Below are 19,877 nucleotides of genomic sequence, written 5' to 3'. Positions count from 1 at the left end.
CTGATAAGCTTATACGCCAGGTTTGAGCCTCCCTTTTCGGCCTCTGAAGCCCCGATCCTGCGTTGCCACCCTTCGCTCTTGCCTTAATGGAGCTCGTCGCAACCTATGGAGTCAGGGTTTCCGAATTCGTATCTGGACGCTTGCTCCCCGCACTTGAGCCCGTAAAAGTATCGACCGCTCATCGTTTTAGGAATGCTGCATGTCCACCCCCACAGTCCGCGAACAATTCCTTGTCATCAGTGCCCTCGGCGCCAACCCCATGGAGCTGACTAACGTCCTGTGCCGCGCCAGCCATGAAAATCGCTGTGCCGTGGTGACCTCCCGCCTGACTCGCCACGGCGAATGCAGTGCGCTGGTCCTGCAGATTTCCGGCACCTGGGACGCGCTGGCGCGCCTGGAAGCAGGCTTGCCGTCCCTGGCCAAGAAACATGCCTTTACGGTCAACGTGGTGCGTAGCGCGGCGCTGGAAAATCGCCCCGAGGCGCTGCCTTATGTGGCGTATGTCAGTTCGGCCTATCGCTCGGACATCGTCAACGAGCTGTGCCAGTTTTTCATCGACCACAACGTCGAGCTGGAAAACCTCACCTGCGACACCTACCAGGCACCGCAGACCGGCGGCACCATGCTCAATGCGACCTTCACCGTGACCTTGCCGGCCGGCGTGCAGATCAGTTGGCTGCGTGACCAGTTCCTGGATTTCGCCGACGCGCTGAACCTCGACGCGCTGATCGAACCATGGCGCCCACAGAACCCAATGTAAGGAAGCTTTCATGGCCGTTGCCATCGACCAACCGGTCGCCGACTTCGAAGCGCCTGCCACCAGCGGGCAAACCATCAGCCTTGCCGGGCTCAAGGGCAAGCAAGTGGTGATCTACTTCTATCCGAAGGACAGCACCCCTGGCTGCACCACCGAAGGCCAGGGCTTTCGCGATCAGTACGCCGGGTTCACGGCAGCCAACACCGAAGTGTTCGGCCTATCGCGCGACAGCTTGAAGTCCCACGAGAACTTCAAGTGCAAACAGGAGTTTCCATTCGAGCTGATCAGCGACAAGGATGAAGCCATCTGCCAGCTGTTCGATGTGATCAAGCTGAAGAAGCTCTACGGCAAGGAGTACATGGGCGTCGACCGCAGCACCTTCCTGATCGATAAGGATGGCGTCCTGCGCCAGGAATGGCGCGGCGTGAAAGTACCGGGTCATGTGGATGCGGTGCTGGCTGCGGCTCAGGCCCTGAACAAGGCCTGATAGTTGACGGGCACTTGTGGCGAGGGGGCTTGCCCCCGCTGGGTCGCGCAGCGGCCCTAAAACCTGCAATCACATTTTGGCAGGCAGACCGCATTCACAGGTTTTGCGGCTGCTGCGCACCCGAGCGGGGCGGTGCGGCGTTCCGACAAGCCCCCTCGCCACAGATTTACGTTCGGCTGACTGGCATTGTGGCAAGCCCGCTCCCACAAAGGCCTCACATCCCGACAAATCTACAACAACGGCGCCACAATCGGCTCCTTGCGCGGCCAGGCATCCAGTACGGCCTTGAACAGGGTTGCCAGCGGAATCGCGAAGAAGATCCCCCAGAAGCCCCACAACCCGCCAAACAACAGCACCGCACAGATGATCGCCACCGGGTGCAGATTGACCGCTTCGGAGAACAGCAACGGCACCAGCACGTTGCCGTCCAGCGTCTGGATGATTCCGTAGACCGCCATCAGATAGATGAACTGATCGCTCCAGCCCCACTGGAACAGCGCAATCAGCAACACTGGCACTGTGACCACCACCGCCCCGACATACGGCACCACCACCGAAACCCCGACCAACAGCGCGAGCAATGCCGAGTAATTCAGGCCCAAGGCAACAAAGGCAATGTAGGTCACCCCACCGCAAATGAAGATCTCGATCACCTTGCCGCGAATGTAGTTGGCGATCTGGCGGTTCATTTCCTGAGCAACCCGGGTAATCAATGTGCGCTCGCGGGGCAGGTAGCCACGAACCCATTGTCCGATCATTTCCCGGTCCTTGAGGAAGAAAAACACCAGGATCGGCACCAGCACCAGGTAGATCATGATGTTGACCAGCAACGGCAGGCTGGACAGCGAGAACGTCAGCGCCCATTGGCCGAACTTGCCGATTTCGCCGCGGGCCACTTCGATGGCCCGCAATACCTGCTCATCGGACACCAGATGCGGATAACGCTCCGGCAGCAACAACAGCAAGGATTGCCACTTGGCGAGCATGCCCGGCAATTCGTTGAACAAGGTGATCAACTGATGCCAGAGCAGCGGCACCACCACTACGATGAACACCAGCAGCACGCCCATGAACAAGGCGAACACCAGGCCAACCGCAGCCCCGCCGGGCAAGCGCAGGCGTTCCAGGGTGCTCACCAGGCCTTGCATCAGGTAGGCCAGGACCATACCCGCCAGGACCGGCGCCAGCATCCCACCCAGGGTCAACACCGCGGTAAAGGCCAGGATCAGGAGAACGGCCAGCACCACAGCCTCTTCATCGGAGAAATAGCGCTGAATCCAGTCGCGTAACACCTTGAACATCAATAATCCTTAAAAATGGGCGAGGCAGAACTCAGGCTTTACGTAACCAGTAGCGATAAACACCGGCTTCATCTTCCTCACGAAGCAGCGTATGACCGGCCAAACGGGCAAAGGTGCGAAAATCCCGTTGAGAACCGGCGTCCGTGGCGATGACCTTGAGCACCGCACCGCTGGGCAGGCGATTGAGCTCCAGCTTGGCCTTGAGCAATGGCAGCGGACAGTTCAAACCACTGGCGTCCAGTTCGGCGTCGTACTCTACAGCTTCGGTCATCGATTCACTCCGGGCGGGTATTAGGGAGCTGCCTAGAATATCTGGTCCCGGGCCAAGTGTCCGGCTACAGTAAGCTCTTTGTCGACTAAGGCTTTGTGCATGACTTTTTTGCGCCCTACCCTGCTGACGCTCGCTTGCCTGCTCGCCTCACCGGGCTTCGCCGACGACCTGCCGTCACTCGGCGACGCCAGTTCTGCCATCGTCTCGCCGCAACAGGAACACCAACTGGGCCGTGCCTGGCTGGCACTGTTGCGCAGCCAGGTGTCTGCGCTCAATGACCCGCAACTCAAGGATTACGTCGAGACCAGCGTCTATAAGCTGGTAGAGACCAGCCAGCTCAACGATCGGCGCCTGGAGTTCATCCTGATCAACAGCCCGCAACTCAACGCCTTTGCGGCGCCGGGCGGGATTGTCGGGGTCAACGGCGGGCTGTTCCTCAATGCACAGACCGAAGGTGAATATGCCTCGGTACTGGCTCACGAATTGGCTCACTTGTCGCAACGCCACTTTGCTCGTGGCGTAGAAGCTCAGCAACGCATGCAAGTGCCAATGATGGCCGCGCTGCTGGCCGGGATTGTCATTGCCGCTGCGGGTGCCGGGGACGCCGGGATTGCCGCGATCGCCGGCACCCAGGCCGCAGCGATTCAGGAACAACGGCGCTTCTCGCGCCAGAACGAGCAGGAAGCCGACCGTATCGGCATTCTCAACCTGGAAAAGGCCGGCTACGACCCGCGCTCCATGCCGACCATGTTCGAACGACTGTCCCGTCAGTACCGCTTCGACGCCAAGCCACCGGAATTCCTGCTGACTCACCCGGTCACCGAATCGCGGATCGCCGACACGCGCAACCGCGCCGAACAGGCCCCGGCGGGCGGCACCGAAGATACCCTGCGCTATCAGCTGATCCGCGCCCGAGTCCAGCTGGTCTATGAAGAAACCCCCGGCCTGGGCGCCAAACGCTTTCGCGCCCAGCTCGATGAAAATCCGCAGAACGACGTGGCCCGCTACGGCCTGGCGATCGCCCAGATCAAAGGCGGACAGTTGAATGAGGCTCGAGAGAACCTCAAGCAGCTGCTGGCCAAGTCACCGAATGACATCACCTATAACCTGGCGCAGGTCGATCTGGACATCACCAACAACCGCCTGCCGGATGCCCAGTCGCGGGTGGATCGCATGCTGACCCAATACCCAGGCAACTACCCGCTGAACGATGTGCGCGTCGACCTGCTGCTCAAGCAGAACCGCCCCGCCGATGCCGAGAAAGCGCTCGATAACCTGCTCAAGAGTCGCCCGGACGATCCGGATGTCTGGTACATGGTGGCAGAAACCCGAGGGCTGTCCGGCAACATCATCGGCCTGCATCAGGCCCGGGCCGAATACTTCGCACTGGTTGGCGACTATAGTCAGGCCCTCCAGCAACTCGACTTCGCCAAGCGCCGGGCGGGCACCAACTTCCCGCTGTCTTCAAGGATCGACGCGCGGCAGCGGGAGTTGATGGAACAGGAGCAGATAGTCAAAGACATGATGCGCTGATTGTTGTGGGAGCGCGGCCTGCCTGGTACCTGGAAGTCAAGAGAAATCCACAGTACTTCGACATAAGCCAAAGGCTTTCGGCGAACGGGATATCGCCAAGATCGCAGCCTGCGGCAGCTCCTACGCCGATCGTGTCCATCCGCCATTTCGCGGGTGTACGCCAACCCGCTGGAGCTGCCGCAGGCTGCGATCTTTTCGGGCCATCCGATAGTTGACTGACTGGCGTCAAAGCCCACAAAAAAGCCCGCCTCTTTCGAGACGGGCTTTTTAATGCCGCAGATAAACGGTTACCCGGTTATTCAGCCAGTTTGAAGGTGATGAAACTGGCACGGCCCTGACGCAGAACCCGCATCGATACCGAACGATTCTTCGGCAGTGCCTTGGCGATCTCGGTGAAGTTCTTGGTCGAGGTGATCGCCTGATTGTTCAGGTGAGTGATCACATCGCCCGGCTGCAGGCCGATCAAGGAAGCAGGACCGTCCTGAATTTCCTTGATGACCACGCCACCCTTGAGATCGTTGGCCTTCTTCTCTTCTTCGGTCAGTTCAGCCACCGCAACACCCAGACGGTTGCTGCTGCGCTCGACGCCGGATTTAGGCAGGGAGTCCAGTTCCTTACCTTCTTCCGGAATAGCGCCGACGGTCAGCATGACGTTTTTACGCTGACCTTCACGGATGACCTCAAGATTGGCCTTGGAGCCGGCCTTGAGCGCGCCCACCAGGTGTGGCAAATCGGCAGACATGACGATCGGCTGATCATTCATGCTCAGGATCACGTCACCTACCTGCAGGCCGCCCTTGGCTGCCGGGCCGTCATCCTGAATCTGCGCCACCAGCGCACCGGCCGGTTTATCCAGACCGAAGGACTCGGCCAGGTCTTTGCTCACTTCCTGGATCACCACACCCAGCCAGCCGCGGCTGACTTTGCCACCGCTCTTCAGCTGATTGGAAACGTCCATCGCCACATCGATCGGGATGGCGAACGATACGCCCATGAACCCGCCGGAACGGGTGTAGATCTGCGAGTTGATGCCGACCACTTCACCGGCCAGGTTGAACAGCGGACCGCCGGAGTTGCCCGGGTTGATCGGCACGTCGGTCTGGATGAACGGCACATAGTTTTCATTCGGCAGGCTACGGCCGATGGCGCTGATGATGCCCTGGGTCACGGTATGGTCGAAACCAAACGGCGAGCCGATTGCCACTACCCACTGCCCGGCTTTCAAATCCTGGGATTTACCCAGCTTCAGAACCGGCAGGTCCTTGCCTTCGATTTTCAGCAGCGCCACGTCGGAACGTGGGTCAGTGCCGATCAGCTTGGCCTTCAATTCACTGCGATCGGCAAGACGCACGATGATTTCATCGGCATCGGCGATCACATGGTTGTTGGTCAGGATGTAGCCGTCATTCGAGATAATGAAACCCGAGCCCAGGGATTGAGCTTCGCGCTGACGATCACCACGGGGCGAACGTGGCTGCTGGGGCATACCGCGCTCGAAAAACTCCCGCAACATTGGCGGCAGGCCTTCCAGATCAGGCATTTGAGAGCCTGAGACCTTGCGATCCGGCAGTTTTTGCGTGGTACTGATATTGACTACCGCGGGCGAGGCCTGCTCGACCAGTTGCGTGAAGTCCGGCAGCTCGGCCGCTTGGGCGGCGACCGTCTGACCGAGCAACAACACGGTGGCGACAATGGATAGATAAAACTTCAAGCATGGAATCGACATACGGCTCCCGTTACGACGAGCATGGTTAAGCGATATGGAGCAAGAACACCGAGGAAATATACGCCGGTAGTTTTGTTCCGGGAACAACAAACAAGGCCAGAGCCGAGGAGCTCTGACCTATAAAAAAAATCCGGTATTTTTGCAAATTGAAATGCTCACCAAACATTTCGAGAACTCAATCGAGCGTTCAATTGTAAAGCGCGCATTGGCGACCTCTTACACAACCAACAAGCGTTTTGATGAGCATCGATTCAGCAGCTCACTGCTTGGACGCAGTGGCATCGTTGCGCATCGAAAGCGCGATCCGTTCAGCAGTGCCAATCGGAATTTCACCGACCACGGTCACCATAACGGCACCTTGCGAGGTGGTCAGGCGCCGCGAAACCGCAGCCGTCGGGCCCAGCTGGGTTCGAGTGTCGGTGACCACCTCACCGTTCAAAGGCTCGAGAAACACCGAGAACCGCGCCAGGCCATCGTCATACATCAGACTATTGACCAGGATCTTGGTGTCCGCATCCCTGTGCGCAGAACTGCTGGTCAGTTCAAACCCTGGCGGTAGCCAGTCGGAATGCCAGGCCTGGGAAGCCTTCACCACCGAAGCCTTGTCCCTGTCCAGGGCCACAGGCTTGCACTCGGCACTCGCCTGCAGCTCGCTGTCACGGGGCACGTCAGTGGTATCGAGACGGGTAAACTGGAAGCGTTCGAGCAACCGTCCTTTGTCATTCAACAGCAATGACTTCAAAGGCAGACCCGTTTCACGGTCCAGGTGCAGTTCGAACCCGTACCGATGCTGATCGCGAGGCGTCACTGAGACAATGACCGCCGATCGACCGGCCACACGCGACTTGCCGATAACGGCAAGGTCGTACCAATTCTTGAGCTTTTGAGGATCCAGTGTTCGAGCGGAGGAGTCGGGTGCATCCCCAAGCCCTGCTATCAGGGTGCCGCTGACGCATTGAGTATGCCCATCAATGCGCACGACTTCCTGAGCCGAGCCGTCGAGCTGAAGCAAACGCTCGCGGACCTGGCCATCCTGGACGCGATGCCAGATGTTATGGGTAGAAAAGCTACCGTTACGCTCGTAGACGAAAGTACCGTGGAAGCTTTGCTGTTGCTCAGCTTGACCCAGGCGGGTCAACCAGTCCTGGGCTTCGTCGGCATGGGCTGGAACAATGAACCAGCCACCGAGCAGAAGCGTAAGTAGAGGTATGGCGCGCATGATCCTCCTTAATTAGCGATTTTCCAGGCTTGCCGCACGGGCGTAAGGCAGAGCGCTTTCAGTGCCTTTGAGTGCAGCTTGTTGGGCATGTTGGCGCAAGTAGCCTGGCAAACGCTGATTGTGCCAGCCTGGCTGAGCTTGCAGTACACCGTTGGCCATAGGACCAGTGGTTTCCGAACTCTCACTATAGCCTGCCAACACCGCAGGGCCTTTAACTTGTGGGACAGCCAGGCCTGGTTGAGCCGATTGCTGAGCCAGTTCGACCCCAGCGATCTCATCCTGGTTGTACAGACGCACACCCGCCAGCACTGCAACAGTCACCGAAGCGGCAACCGCCAGACGCCCGAGGTTACGCCATGGACCACGCGTGGCCTTGGCCGGCACGGCTTCTTCAGCCAGAGCAGCAGAAACTGCCGCAGCGATATCCAGACGAGGGAGCAACAAATCTTTGTGCATGACCGCACGAGCGACTTGGTAGCGAGCCCAGGTATCACGGGTTTCAACATCGCCGAAGGCATTCAACACCCGACGCAATTCCAGTTCGTCCGCTTCGTTATCCATCACCGCGGACAGCGATTCCTGCAGGGCTTCACGACTCATGGCGGTTCCTCTCTTGGCTGTCGCCGCTGTCTCAGTTAATCCTGCAACAACGGCTGCAGGGCTTTATCGATGGCTTCCCGAGCGCGGAAAATCCGGGAGCGCACGGTACCCACCGGACACTGCATGACGCTCGCAATGTCCTCGTAACTCAGACCATCGAATTCACGTAAAGTTAAGGCCGTACGTAAATCTTCTGGTAATTGCTGAATGGTTCGATGGACGGTGCCTTCGATCTCATCCCGCAGCAATGCACGCTCTGGCGACTCGAGATCCTTGAGGCCATGATCGCCATCGTAGAACTCCGCATCTTCAGAACTGACATCGCTATCCGGCGGCCGACGGCCGCGTGAAACCAGATAGTTTTTCGCCGTGTTGATGGCGATGCGGTACAGCCACGTATAAAACGCACTGTCGCCGCGAAAATTACCAAGTGCACGATAAGCCTTGATAAAGGCTTCCTGTGCGACATCCTGAGCTTCATGGGTGTCGTGCACGAAACGCACGATCAACCCGAGAATTTTGTGCTGATATTTCAGCACCAACAGATCGAAAGCTCGCTTGTCGCCACGCTGAACGCGCTCTACAAGTTGCTGATCCTCTTCCTGGGTTAGCATGAACACTCCTCGTTAAACTCGCAGGAGGCTTGCATTCCCAATCGATCAAGCTTGCAAACATAGACTCGGGTTTTTCGCAAAAGTTCTCCCCCTCCAAGCAAGTTTCCTGCACGCTCTGATTTGGCACGCACGAAAAGCGCAGCGCGGACTCAAAGCCGGCTGCGCGAATAATCTTGTCGTCGAATTCAGCTGCAAGGACTGGTATACCGGTCCTGCATGATTTCGACGTTGCCACCTTCCATCGGGCAACCTTCTATTGAGCCTGGCGGTTCAGCAAAAGTTCCCGATATTTATAGCCTTGCGATCCGGACATTGTGCAACCAGGACGAGGAAAAGCCTGGTTAATCCTCGATACAGTCATCGGATCGTCGATTTAACTGGTAAATCAACCGGCGCCTGCTCAAGCTGAGAACAACCTTCAGCCACAGTAGTCTCACAATGCCACGACTGCCTGGCTATTGTGCCGATCCACCCCTCTATATACTAGTGGGCTGTGTGGCTGCCTTGACTCGCCGATCCAGGTGTCTTGCGCCCACCCCAACCCGGATCGCATTGAGCGGAATCCTGAAATGAGCCAACAGTTTCAACACGATGTATTGGTGATTGGCAGCGGCGCTGCCGGCTTGAGCCTTGCGCTGACCTTGCCCGGTTATCTGCGCATTGCCGTATTGAGCAAGGGCGACCTCGCCAATGGCTCGACCTTCCGGGCCCAGGGCGGTGTTGCCGCCGTGCTGGATGACACCGACACCATTGAGTCCCATGTCGAAGACACGCTCAATGCCGGTGGCGGTCTATGCCATGAAGACGCAGTGCGCTTTACCGTCGAACATAGCCGTGAAGCCATCCAATGGTTGATCGACCAAGGCGTGCCCTTCACCCGCGATGAACAATCCGGCACCGAAGACGGCGGATTCGAGTTCCACCTGACTCGTGAAGGCGGCCACAGCCACCGGCGCATCATTCATGCCGCCGATGCCACCGGCGCGGCGATTTTCAAAACCTTGCTGGACCAGGTAAAACAACGGCCGAATATCGAACTCCTGGAACAGCGGGTCGCCGTTGATCTGATTACCGAAAAACGCCTGGGCCTGGACGGCGAGCGCTGTATTGGCGCCTACGTGCTCAACCGCAGCAGCGGCGAAGTCGACACCTATGGTGCGCGCTTCACCATCCTCGCCTCCGGCGGTGCAGCCAAAGTCTATCTCTACACCAGCAACCCCGACGGCGCCTGCGGTGACGGCATAGCCATGGCCTGGCGCGCGGGTTGCCGGGTGGCGAACCTGGAATTCAACCAGTTCCACCCGACCTGCCTGTACCACCCGCTCGCCAAGAGCTTCCTGATCACCGAAGCCCTGCGCGGCGAAGGTGCACACCTGAAGCTGCCCAACGGTGAACGCTTCATGCCGCGCTTCGATCCTCGAGCCGAACTGGCGCCGCGGGACATCGTCGCCCGCGCCATCGACCATGAAATGAAACGCCTGGGCGTCGATTGCGTGTACCTGGACATCAGCCACAAGCCGGAAGCGTTCATCAAGAGCCACTTCCCGACCGTGTATGAGCGTTGCCTGGAATTCTCCATCGATATTACCAAGCAGCCGATCCCGGTCGTCCCCGCGGCGCACTACACCTGCGGCGGGGTAATGGTCGATCAACAGGGGCGTACCGATGTGCCGGGCCTGTACGCCATCGGCGAAACAAGCTTCACCGGCCTGCACGGGGCCAACCGCATGGCCAGCAACTCGCTGCTCGAGTGTTTCGTCTACGCCCGCTCGGCGGCGGCAGACATTCTTGAGCAGCTGCCGCATATTCCGGACTCCCTCGCCCTGCCCGCCTGGGATGCCAGCCAGGTTACCGATTCCGATGAAGACGTGATCATTGCGCACAACTGGGATGAATTACGGCGCTTCATGTGGGACTACGTCGGTATCGTGCGCACCAACAAGCGCCTGCAACGGGCCGAGCATCGTGTGCGCCTGCTGCTGGATGAGATCGATGAGTTCTACAGCAACTATAAAGTCAGCCGTGATTTGATCGAGCTGCGCAACCTGGCCCAGGTGGCCGAACTGATGATCCGCTCAGCCATGGAGCGCAAGGAAAGCCGCGGCCTGCATTACACCCTAGATTACCCGGATATGCTGCCGGTCGCTCTCGACACTATTCTGGTGCCGCCCACCTACGTCGACTGAATTTGAGTCGAACCCGCAGGCGTCGGTGCAGATCCGCCGCCTGCGAGTCATGGGGCACGCAGATCGCCCGCACCCGCCGCTCACCACGCAGACGAAACCGCAACACGACGATCAGCGGCAGCGCCAGGCTGTCAGGTCGCAACTGCACCGGTTGCCAGCCATGGGCGGCACTCCACAGTTGCCAGCCGTCGGCATCCCGGCGCAATCCGCGGAACGACGAAGGATGAGTCAACAGAATCTGCCGCGGCAGTGCCCACAGGCCATGGGCCAGGCACAGGGCAGCCCCGGGCAGGCTCGCCCAGATCGGTATGGATAGCAGAAACAGCGAACCCAGCGCGAACAGTTGGGCCAGAAGATAAGCCGCCAGCAATTGCCGCGAGGCATGCCAGCGGCATTCGAAATGATTACTTGGGCTGGACACGATCCAGAATCATTCGGACCATGCGCTGCAACTCGGGATCCTCCGATTCGGCGCGTTCCATGAACCAGCCGAACATGTCCTGATCTTCACACTCGAGCAGCCGGGTGTAGCATTCGCGGTCTTTGGCATTCAGGTGCGGATAGACCTCTTTCACGAATGGCACCAGCAAGACGTCCAGCTCAAGCATGCCGCGGCGGCTGTGCCAGTAGAGGCGATTCAGTTCAACATCTTCGACCATGGAGCGCTCCTCAAATAGAGCGCAAGTATACAGCCCGAGGCGGCGACGAACACTCGGCTTTGGTCGGCCATCCGCTATCCTTTGGAAACTACCCATTTCAAGGGCACGCCCTTATGATGTCCTCCAGACTTTTTAACCTGCGATGACCCATGGCTGATTCTGCTTTTTTCTGCACCTTGTCTCACGAGGGCGTTCTCGCCGTTCGTGGCCCGGACGCCAGTAAGTTCCTTCAGGGGCAACTGACCTGCAACCTCAATTACCTGAGCGATACCCAGGCCAGCCTCGGTGCGCGCTGTACTCAGAAAGGTCGCATGCAATCGAGCTTTCGCATCCTGCCGCAAGGTGATGGCTACCTGTTGGCGATGGCCACCGAACTGCTGGAGCCGCAACTGGCGGACCTGAAAAAGTACGCGGTATTCTCCAAATCGAAACTGACGGACGAAAGCGCCGCCTGGGTTCGCTTCGGCCTCAGCCAGGCGGATGCCGCGCTGGCCGCGCTGGGTCTTGATCTGCCGCCAAAAACCGATGCGGTAGTACGCGCCAATGGCCTGATCGCGATTCGCGTGTCCCCTGACAGAGCCGAACTCTGGGCGGCAGCGGATCAGGCCAAAACCCTGCGCGATCAATTGTCCGCGGTATTGGTCGAGGGCGATCTGAATCAGTGGTTGCTAGGGCAGGTTCGCGCTGGCATTGGCCAGGTCATGCCAACTACCCGCGAACTGTTCATTCCGCAAATGCTCAATCTGCAAGCCGTCGGCGGCGTGAGCTTCAAGAAAGGCTGCTACACCGGCCAGGAAATCGTCGCGCGCATGCAGTATCTGGGCAAACTCAAGCGTCGCCTGTATCGACTGCAACTGGACGCCAGCGAACTGCCTGAACCCGGCGCGCAGTTGTTTTCCCCGACCCACAGCAGTTCCATCGGCGAAGTGGTGATTGCCGCCAAAGCCGGGCCAGGCATTGAATTGCTGGCCGTGCTGCAGGCCGAAGCGGCTGAAGGTGGCATCATCCATCTGGGCGCGCTCGAAGGCCCTGCCCTGCAACTGCTCGACTTGCCGTACCAACTGGACCGTGATCGCGAGATCCAGCGTTAATTGCGGGGCCTTTTGTAGCACCCTGGAGAACAGAAATGCAAAAAGCCGGGTATTGATCCCGATAACAAAGTGATGTGCAGCAATCTGGAACAGGCGCGGTCGATGTTTTATTGATCACGATTGCGATACGGGCCAATTGTGGCGAGGGGGCTTAAGTCGCAACGCTATCCGTAGCAGCTGGCGGAGCCTGCGTTCGGCCGCGAAGCGGTCGTAAAATCAGGCACTGCGGTGTTCCAGACAAACCGTGCAAGCAGGATTCACGACTGCTTCGCAGCCGAACGCAGCCTTCGGCAGCTGCTACGGGAGACAACGCTGAACCTGAAACTCCTTAGTGGCGAGGGGGCTTAAGTCGCAACGCTATCCGTAGCAGCTGGCGGAGCCTGCATTCGGCCGCGAAGCGGTCGTAAAATCAGGCACTGCGGTGTTCCAGACAAACCGTGCAAGCAGGATTCACGACTGCTTCGCAGCCGAACGCAGCCTTCGGCAGCTGCTACGGGAGACAACGCTGAACTTCCTTGACTGACTGGCATTGGGGCCAGCTCCCTCGCCACAGGCTTTGTGTTCCACTCGCAAGATCTCAGCCCTCCCTCGCAACAAAACTCACCCGAACCTTCAACCCCGCCTGCGCGCCATCGTGCAGGCTGATCTGCGCCAGATGGGCGCGGCAGATTTCACCGACAATCGCCAGGCCCAGTCCTGAACCCGCACCCTGCTGACTGCTTCGGTAAAACCGCTCGAACACCCGATCACGCTCCCCCTGGGGAATGCCCGGCCCGTCATCTTCGACCTCGAGCACCGCCGGGGCTGTCACCCGCAGGATCACATTGCCGCCCGGCGGGGTATGGGCCAATGCGTTATCCACCAGGTTGCTCAAGAGTTCATTGAGCAAAGTCGGCTCGCCCCGCAACCACACCGGCTCATCCGCCTCCAGCGCCAAGGCGACGCCCCGCGCGTGCGCCAGCGGCGCCATGGCCATGCCCAGCTCACGGGCCAACTGACTGAGATCGAGCAACTGCGCGCCACCTTCGGCAATTGCCCGGGCGCCGTTTTCGATACGGGCCAGCGAGAGCAATTGGTTGGCCAGGTGAGTCAGCCGGTCGGTGCCCTGAGCGGCGCTTTCCAGCGTGGTGCGCCAGATCTCGGGCTCCTTCGCGCGCAGCCCCAACTCCAGCCGCGCCTTGAGCGCCGCCAGTGGTGTGCGTAATTCATGGGCGGCATCGGCAATGAACTGCGCTTGACGCTCGAACTGCCCGCGCAAGCGCTCGGTAAAGTGGTTGAGCGCGCGCACCAGCGGCCACAACTCGTGTTGCACCTCCACCAGCGGCAAGGGCCGCAAGTCATCCGGCTGGCGCTCTTCCACCGCCGTGCGCAAGCGCTCCAGCGGCCGCAAGGCCGCGCTGACCGCAAACCACACCAGCATCAGCGCGCCCATCGCTAGCATGCCCAGACGCAGCAAGGTATCGGCCGCCAGACTGCGCGCCATACTGACCCGCGCCTCATCGGTTTCCGCCACGCGGATCTCTGCCATGCCGTTCATATTCGGCTCGCTGACGGCCTTGAGCAGGCTCACCACCCGCACGTTCTGCCCCTGGTATTGGGCGTTATAGAAGCGCGCCAGCGCCGGATAATCGTCTGTGCGCGGCGTACCGGGTGGCGGCCCGGGCAGGTTTTCGTAGCCGGAAATCAGCTTCTGGTTAATGTCGTTGACCTGGTAATAAATCCGCCCGGCGCTGTCGTAGGCGAACGTGTCGAGGGCGACATAGGGCACATCGGCACTGAGACTGCCGTCGCGCTGGGACAGCCCTGCGGCGATGGTCCGCGCCGAAGCCAGCAAGGTCCGGTCATAGGCGGTGTCGGCGGCTTCCCGGCCATTCCAGTAAGCACTCAGGCCACTGGCCAGCATCAACACCACCAGCAGCAGCGCGAGGTTCCACAGCAACCGCCAACGCAGACTGCTGGGCTTATGCATCACGGGTTTCCAGCAGGTAACCAAGCCCCCTGAAGGTGACGATTGCCACTGACTGGCCATCGAGTTTCTTGCGCAGACGGTGGACGTAGATTTCGATCGCGTCGGGACTGGCCTCTTCATCGAGGCCAAATACCTGGGAAGCCAGCTGCTCTTTGCTCATCACCCGCCCCGGCCTGGCGATCAAGGCTTCGAGCACCGCCTGTTCGCGAGAGGTCAGCGTGAGCAAGTCATCGCCGAGGGTGAAGCGTCGGGTATCCAGGTCATACACCAGGCCCCCGCAACGCTGCTGCCGCTCGCCGCCGAGCACGCTGCGACGCAGCAGGGCCTTGACCCGCGCTTCCAGCTCGGTGAGTTCAAAGGGTTTGGCCAGGTAATCGTCGGCACCCAGGTTGAGCCCATGAACCCGATCCTTGACATCGCTGCGGGCGGTCAACATCAATACCGGCAGATTTTTCCCGCGCCCGCGCAATCGCGCCAGCACCTCGAAACCATCCATGCGCGGCAGGCCGACGTCGAGGATCACCACCGCGTATTCCTCGCTGCTCAGGGCCAGGTCGGCGGCCACTCCATCGTGCAGCACATCGACGGTCAGGCCGGTGCTTTTCAGCGCCTGGGCGACACTTTCGGCCAACTGCAGATGGTCTTCGACGAGAAGAACACGCATGGATTTGTACCTCGTTCAGGGATAGGTCGACTCCATTCTTTGGCGCGGAGTTTACAGCCGCATCCGCCGCTGTGAAGCCTGGAAACATTGAAAGTCTGTTGAAAGGTTAGCGAAAGGTTGGCCGGTTAGAGTCCCGCTACGGACAGTTTCGACTGCCGTGACTGCTTGAAGGGTAGTGACCGAAAAACGCCTCGAAGCGTTTTCGCCAATAAGAACAATAACGGAGTACTTCACCATGCTGTCCACGCAGCCACAGGCTCGCCCGCCTGTTCGTTTTTTCAGCCGTTGCCAGACCGCCCTTGCCAGCGCCACCGCCCTCGCGAGCTTTTCGCCGTTCAGCCACGCCGCCGTCTTCGAAGACAGTAGCGCCACGCTGGAAACCCGCAACATGTATTTCAACCGCGACTTTCGCGATGGCACCCGTCCGTGCGCCTGCGCAATGCCACCTACCGTTCCAATTACTCGCCCCGCGACGCGGATGAAATGCGTTTGCTGGGGAGCTATAGCGTTGCCCTTTGGTAATTGATTCAACCGCCAAGGGCCAAAGATCGCAGCCTGCGGCAGCTCCTACACCCAAAACAATAATTTCTGTGGAGACAACAATGAATTTATCACTGCGTAAAGTTGCTCTAGCCGCCAGCTGCATGCTGTTTGCCGGCCAATTGCTCGCCGAGCCGAAACGCCCGGAATGCATCGCCCCGGCCTCACCGGGCGGTGGTTTCGACCTGACCTGCAAACTGGCGCAAAGCGCGCTGGTCAACGAAAAACTGCTGAGCAAACCGATGCGTGTGACCTACATGCCCGGCGGAGTCGGCGCGGTGGCCTACAACGCGGTGGTCGCTCAGCGTCCGGCCGATGCCGGTACCCTGGTGGCCTGGTCCAGTGGTTCGTTGCTGAACCTGGCCCAAGGCAAGTTCGGCCGCTTCGATGAAAGCGCCGTGCGCTGGCTGGCGGCGGTCGGCACCAGCTATGGCGCCATCGCCGTGAAAAACGATTCGCCCTACAAGAACCTCGACGATCTGGTCCAGGCGCTGAAGAAAGATCCGAGCAAAGTGGTGATCGGCTCCGGCGGCACCGTCGGCAGCCAGGACTGGATGCAGACGGCACTGATCGCCAAGGCCGCCGGGATCAACCCGCGCGACCTGCGTTATGTCGCCCTCGAAGGCGGCGGTGAAATCGCCACCGCCCTGCTCGGCGGCCACATCCAGGTCGGCAGTACCGACATCTCCGACTCCATGCCGCACATCCAGAGCGGTGACATGCGCCTGCTCGCGGTGTTCTCCGACAAGCGTCTGGACGAGCCGGAAATGAAAGACATTCCGACCGCCAAGGAACAGGGCTACGACATTGTCTGGCCAGTGGTGCGCGGTTTCTACCTCGGGCCAAAGGTCAGCGGCGAAGACTACGCCTGGTGGAAAGCCGCCTTCGACAAACTGCTGGCCTCGGAAGACTTCGCCAAGCTGCGCGATCAGCGCGAACTGTTCCCCTTCGCCATGACCGGCCCGGAGCTGGACACCTACGTGAAGAAACAGGTCGCCGACTACAAAGTACTGGCCAAAGAGTTCGGCCTGATCCAGTGATCGCCTCTGTCTAGCGGTTGCGCCCCGGCTCATCAGGGGCGTGACCCAGGAGTTCCCCATGCTCTTACAACGCATTTTCGCTTCGGTGCTGCTATTGGTCTGTATTGGCCTGGCACTGATGGCATGGCCGTACCAGGCCGCCTTTTCCTACGAACCGGTCGGGCCCCGGGCCTTTCCCCTGCTGATGCTCGGCCTGATGGGGATGGGTCTGCTTTACATGATCTTTCGCCCGGCCCCCATTGTGCACAGCGAAGACGATCCGCAACTGGACCGCGAAACTCTGATCAAGATCGGCATCTGTGTGGTGCTGTTGCTGGTGTTCGCCGGAACCTTCGAACCCCTCGGGTTCATTGTTTCCAGCATCCTGATCGGCATTCCGATGGCGCGTCTGTATGGCGGTCGCTGGTTGCCCAGCGTGGTGATCATCAGTCTGATGAGTATCGGTCTGTATCTGCTGTTCGACCGGGTAATGGACGTTCCACTGCCTTTGGGCCTGCTCGACGTTCTGGAGAATTGATATGGATACCCTGAATTATCTCGGCCAGGGCTTCGGCGTTGCATTGACACCTTACAACCTGGTAACGGCGCTGTGCGGCACCTTGATCGGCACCGTGGTAGGCCTGCTGCCGGGCTTGGGTCCGATCAACGGCGTGGCACTATTGATCCCGATTGCCTTCGCTCTCGGTCTGCCGCCGGAGTCGGCGCTGATTCTGTTGGCGGCGGTGTATCTGGGCTGCGAATACGGCGGCCGCATCAGCTCGATTCTGCTGAACATCCCGGGCGAAGCCTCCACCGTGATGACCACTCTGGACGGCTATCCAATGGCTCGCCAGGGTCTTGCCGGCGTTGCTCTGTCGCTGTCGGCCTGGAGCTCGTTCATCGGCGCCTTTATTGCCACCTGCGGCATGGTGTTGTTCGCGCCGATACTGGCGAAATGGGCGATCGCCTTCGGCCCGGCGGAATACTTCGTGCTGATGGTTTTCGCCATTGTCTGCCTTGGCGGCATGGCCGGTGATCGTCCGCTGAAGACGTTTATTGCGGCGCTGATCGGCCTGTTTCTGTCGAGCGTAGGGATCGATGCCAACAGCGGTGTGTACCGTTTCACCGGGGACAACATCCATCTCACCGACGGCATTCAGTTCGTGGTGCTGGTACTGGGCCTGTTCTCCATCAGCGAAATTCTTCTGCTGCTGGAAAAAACCCATCGCGGCCAGGAAGCGGTGAAAGCCACCGGGCGGATGATGTTCAACTTCAAGGAAGCAGCGTCGGTATTCACGGTGAATATCCGTTGCGGCTTGCTGGGTTTCATCATGGGCGTGTTGCCGGGTGCCGGTGCGACCCTGGCCAGTGCCGTGGCCTACATGACCGAGAAACGTATCGCCGGCGCCAGCGGCAAGTTCGGCCAGGGCGACAAGCGTGGCCTCGCGGCACCTGAAACCGCCATCGGCGGTGCTGCCTGCGGCGCATTGGTGCCCATGCTGACCCTCGGCGTTCCAGGCTCCGGCACCACTGCTGTGATGATCGGCGCGCTGTCGCTGTACAACATCACCCCGGGCCCGCTGCTGTTCCAACAGCAACCGGACATTGTCTGGGGTCTGATCGCTTCGTTGTTCGTCGCCAACGTCATGCTGGTGATCCTCAACATTCCGATGATCCGCATTTTCACCCGCATCCTCGCCGTGCCGAACTGGGCACTGGTGCCGGTGATCGCCATCATCACCGGGATCGGTGTCTACGCGGTGCATGCCACCACTTTCGATCTGTTCCTGATGATCGGCATCGGCATCTTCGGCTACATCCTGCGCAAGCTCGACTTCCCGCTGTCGCCAGTCCTGCTGGGCTTTATCCTCGGCGGTCTGATGGAGCAGAACCTGCGTCGGGCGCTGTCGATTTCCAATGGCGCGCTGGAGATCCTCTGGTCGAGTCCGATCACTTTCGGCGTCTGGGTGCTGACCGCAATCATGCTGCTGATGCCAATCCTGCGGATCTGGCGCAAGCGTTCCGCGCAGCGTCGTGCCTTGGCCAATGCTTGAGATCTCCTTTAAAAACTGGTGGGGAACTCCGCTGGTCGGTCTGCTGGGTGGTTACCTCGCCAGCCAGATCGACTGGCCGCTGCCCTGGATGGTCGGCTCGTTGCTGGCGATCATCCTGGTGCGCTGCCTGACGCCCTGGCAACTGGCGGAAATCCCTGGTGGGCGTAAATGCGGCCAGTGGATCGTCGGCATCGGCATCGGCCTGCACTTCACCCCAGTGGTGATCGAACAGGTCATGAGCCACTTCGGCCTGATCTTCTTCGGTGCGTTAGTCACCAGCCTGTCCGCTGTAGTCGGGGTCTGGTTGCTGCGGCGTACCGGGGAGGATCGCGCCACCGCGTTCTTTTCCAGCATGCCCGGCGGATCGGGGGAGATGGTCAACCTCGGCGCACGCAATGGCGCGGTGCTCAGCCGGGTTGCTGCGGGGCAGAGCTTGCGGGTGCTGGTGGTAGTGCTCTGTGTACCAGCAGCCTTCAAGTACTTGCTGGGCGACGGTGCGCCGGCTTTGCATCCGGCAGCCGTCGACTGGTGGTGGCTGGCTATGCTACTCCCTGCGGGTGCCCTGGCTGCCTGGCTCTGGGAACGTCTTCGGCAACCCAATCCCTGGCTATTCGGGCCGCTGCTGGTGAGTGCGGCGGTGAGCGTCGGCTGGGATTTGCATGTCGGGTTGCCCAATGGTGGCAGCCAGATCGGCCAATGGCTGATCGGCAGCGGGCTGGGTTGTCACTTCAATCGGGAATTTTTCCGCCGCGCACCATCGTTCATGGGCCGGACCTTGATCGGCACGGTATTGACCATGCTGATCGCTACCCTCGCGGCACTCGGCCTGAGTGCCCTGACTCAGCTGGATCTACGCTCGTTGACCCTGGGCATGATGCCCGGCGGCATCGCCGAAATGAGCCTGACCGCCGAAACCCTGCAACTGTCGGTGCCGCTGGTGACGGCGATGCAGGTGATGCGGTTGTTGTTTGTGCTGTTTCTGGCGGAGCCGTTGTTTCGGTACTGGGACAGATCGCCGGAGAAAGTCTGAGGCAAACTCCTGTGGCGAGGGGGCTTGCCCCCGCTGGGGCGCGCAGCGGCCCAAAAACCTGCAAAGGCGTTGTATCAGGCACACCGCATTCACCGATTTTACGACTGCTGCGCAGCCGAGCGGGGGCAAGCCCCCTCGCCACAGGGTTTGTGTTGCC

General features: G+C 60.0%; 19 protein-coding genes and 1 pseudogene. 10 read left to right on the top strand and 10 right to left on the bottom strand.

Annotation, left to right across the window (positions count from 1 at the left end; genetic code table 11):
- The first annotated feature begins 199 nt into the window (after positions 1-199).
- Positions 200-760 (top strand): glycine cleavage system protein R, encoded by a 561-nt coding sequence (locus F8N21_RS10690; protein ID WP_150642094.1) that lies wholly within the window; start codon positions 200-202, stop codon positions 758-760.
- Between the two features lie 10 nt (positions 761-770).
- On the top strand, positions 771-1,244 hold the full coding sequence (locus tag F8N21_RS10685) for a peroxiredoxin (RefSeq protein WP_150642093.1): 474 nt from the start codon (positions 771-773) through the stop codon (positions 1,242-1,244).
- 230 nt (positions 1,245-1,474) lie between these two features.
- Here F8N21_RS10685 and F8N21_RS10680 read toward each other — a convergent pair whose 3' ends face one another.
- A complete protein-coding gene (locus F8N21_RS10680; protein WP_150642092.1) occupies positions 1,475-2,545 on the bottom strand; it encodes an AI-2E family transporter in 1,071 nt (356 codons plus the stop codon).
- Between the two features lie 31 nt (positions 2,546-2,576).
- Complete coding sequence (locus tag F8N21_RS10675; RefSeq protein ID WP_150642091.1) at positions 2,577-2,816, bottom strand: sulfurtransferase TusA family protein; 240 nt, start codon at positions 2,814-2,816, stop codon at positions 2,577-2,579.
- Between the two features lie 99 nt (positions 2,817-2,915).
- Here F8N21_RS10675 and F8N21_RS10670 point away from each other — a divergent pair, with 99 nt between their 5' ends.
- Complete coding sequence (locus tag F8N21_RS10670) at positions 2,916-4,349, top strand: M48 family metalloprotease (protein WP_150642090.1); 1,434 nt, start codon at positions 2,916-2,918, stop codon at positions 4,347-4,349.
- A 295-nt stretch (positions 4,350-4,644) separates the two neighbouring features.
- Here F8N21_RS10670 and F8N21_RS10665 read toward each other — a convergent pair whose 3' ends face one another.
- The 4 genes from F8N21_RS10665 to rpoE all read right to left on the bottom strand — a co-directional run bounded on the left by F8N21_RS10665 (position 4,645) and on the right by rpoE (position 8,508).
- Positions 4,645-6,075, bottom strand: coding sequence for a DegQ family serine endoprotease (locus F8N21_RS10665; protein ID WP_150642089.1), 1,431 nt, complete (start codon positions 6,073-6,075; stop codon positions 4,645-4,647).
- Between the two features lie 259 nt (positions 6,076-6,334).
- On the bottom strand, positions 6,335-7,294 hold the full coding sequence (locus F8N21_RS10660; RefSeq protein WP_150642088.1) for a MucB/RseB C-terminal domain-containing protein: 960 nt from the start codon (positions 7,292-7,294) through the stop codon (positions 6,335-6,337).
- A gap of 12 nt (positions 7,295-7,306) precedes the next feature.
- Entirely contained in the window at positions 7,307-7,894 is a 588-nt protein-coding gene (locus tag F8N21_RS10655) for an RseA family anti-sigma factor (RefSeq protein WP_150642087.1), read from the bottom strand.
- A 35-nt stretch (positions 7,895-7,929) separates the two neighbouring features.
- Entirely contained in the window at positions 7,930-8,508 is a 579-nt protein-coding gene (gene rpoE, locus F8N21_RS10650; RefSeq protein ID WP_150642086.1) for an RNA polymerase sigma factor RpoE, read from the bottom strand.
- Positions 8,509-9,077: 569 nt separating this feature from the next.
- On the opposite strand from rpoE, the gene nadB reads away from it, so the two are divergent.
- Positions 9,078-10,694: an L-aspartate oxidase gene (gene nadB / locus F8N21_RS10645; protein WP_150642085.1), complete on the top strand. Its 1,617-nt coding sequence runs from the start codon at positions 9,078-9,080 to the stop codon at positions 10,692-10,694.
- On the opposite strand, the gene F8N21_RS10640 is transcribed toward nadB, so the two are convergent.
- Both F8N21_RS10640 and F8N21_RS10635 read right to left on the bottom strand, forming a co-directional pair.
- Positions 10,663-11,115, bottom strand: coding sequence for a protein YgfX (locus F8N21_RS10640; protein WP_150642084.1), 453 nt, complete (start codon positions 11,113-11,115; stop codon positions 10,663-10,665). The genes nadB and F8N21_RS10640 overlap by 32 nt on opposite strands.
- On the bottom strand, positions 11,099-11,353 hold the full coding sequence (locus F8N21_RS10635; protein ID WP_150642083.1) for a succinate dehydrogenase assembly factor 2: 255 nt from the start codon (positions 11,351-11,353) through the stop codon (positions 11,099-11,101). The genes F8N21_RS10640 and F8N21_RS10635 overlap by 17 nt, the downstream gene beginning before the upstream one ends.
- A 149-nt stretch (positions 11,354-11,502) precedes the next feature.
- Between F8N21_RS10635 and F8N21_RS10630 the strand changes: the two genes are divergently transcribed.
- Positions 11,503-12,444 carry a YgfZ/GcvT domain-containing protein gene (locus tag F8N21_RS10630; protein ID WP_150642082.1) on the top strand — a complete coding sequence of 314 codons (942 nt, stop codon included), beginning with the start codon at positions 11,503-11,505 and terminating at the stop codon, positions 12,442-12,444.
- Positions 12,445-13,021: 577 nt separating this feature from the next.
- Here the strand turns inward: F8N21_RS10630 and F8N21_RS10625 are convergent.
- Positions 13,022-14,413: a sensor histidine kinase gene (locus tag F8N21_RS10625; RefSeq protein ID WP_150642081.1), complete on the bottom strand. Its 1,392-nt coding sequence runs from the start codon at positions 14,411-14,413 to the stop codon at positions 13,022-13,024.
- Positions 14,406-15,077, bottom strand: a complete 672-nt coding sequence (locus F8N21_RS10620) for a response regulator (RefSeq protein WP_150642080.1) — start codon at positions 15,075-15,077, stop codon at positions 14,406-14,408. The genes F8N21_RS10625 and F8N21_RS10620 overlap by 8 nt, the downstream gene beginning before the upstream one ends.
- Before the next feature lie 235 nt (positions 15,078-15,312).
- Between F8N21_RS10620 and F8N21_RS10615 the strand changes: the two are divergent.
- The 5 genes and pseudogenes from F8N21_RS10615 to F8N21_RS10595 form a co-directional block, all read left to right on the top strand.
- Positions 15,313-15,498: pseudogene (locus F8N21_RS10615) on the top strand (outer membrane porin, OprD family); the annotation flags it as partial.
- A gap of 181 nt (positions 15,499-15,679) precedes the next feature.
- On the top strand, positions 15,680-16,657 hold the full coding sequence (locus F8N21_RS10610) for a Bug family tripartite tricarboxylate transporter substrate binding protein (RefSeq protein ID WP_150642079.1): 978 nt from the start codon (positions 15,680-15,682) through the stop codon (positions 16,655-16,657).
- 58 nt (positions 16,658-16,715) lie between these two features.
- Positions 16,716-17,174, top strand: coding sequence for a tripartite tricarboxylate transporter TctB family protein (locus F8N21_RS10605; protein ID WP_150642078.1), 459 nt, complete (start codon positions 16,716-16,718; stop codon positions 17,172-17,174).
- Between the two features lies 1 nt (position 17,175).
- Entirely contained in the window at positions 17,176-18,690 is a 1,515-nt protein-coding gene (locus F8N21_RS10600; RefSeq protein WP_150642077.1) for a tripartite tricarboxylate transporter permease, read from the top strand.
- Positions 18,683-19,720 (top strand): AbrB family transcriptional regulator, encoded by a 1,038-nt coding sequence (locus F8N21_RS10595; protein ID WP_150642076.1) that lies wholly within the window; start codon positions 18,683-18,685, stop codon positions 19,718-19,720. Before F8N21_RS10600 ends, F8N21_RS10595 begins: the two co-directional genes overlap by 8 nt.
- Positions 19,721-19,877 lie beyond the last annotated feature (157 nt).

Origin of the sequence: Pseudomonas fluorescens, assembly GCF_902497895.1 — a bacterium.
Taxonomy (GTDB): domain Bacteria; phylum Pseudomonadota; class Gammaproteobacteria; order Pseudomonadales; family Pseudomonadaceae; genus Aquipseudomonas; species Aquipseudomonas fluorescens_BP.
This window is presented reverse-complemented; position numbering and strand designations above follow the sequence as displayed.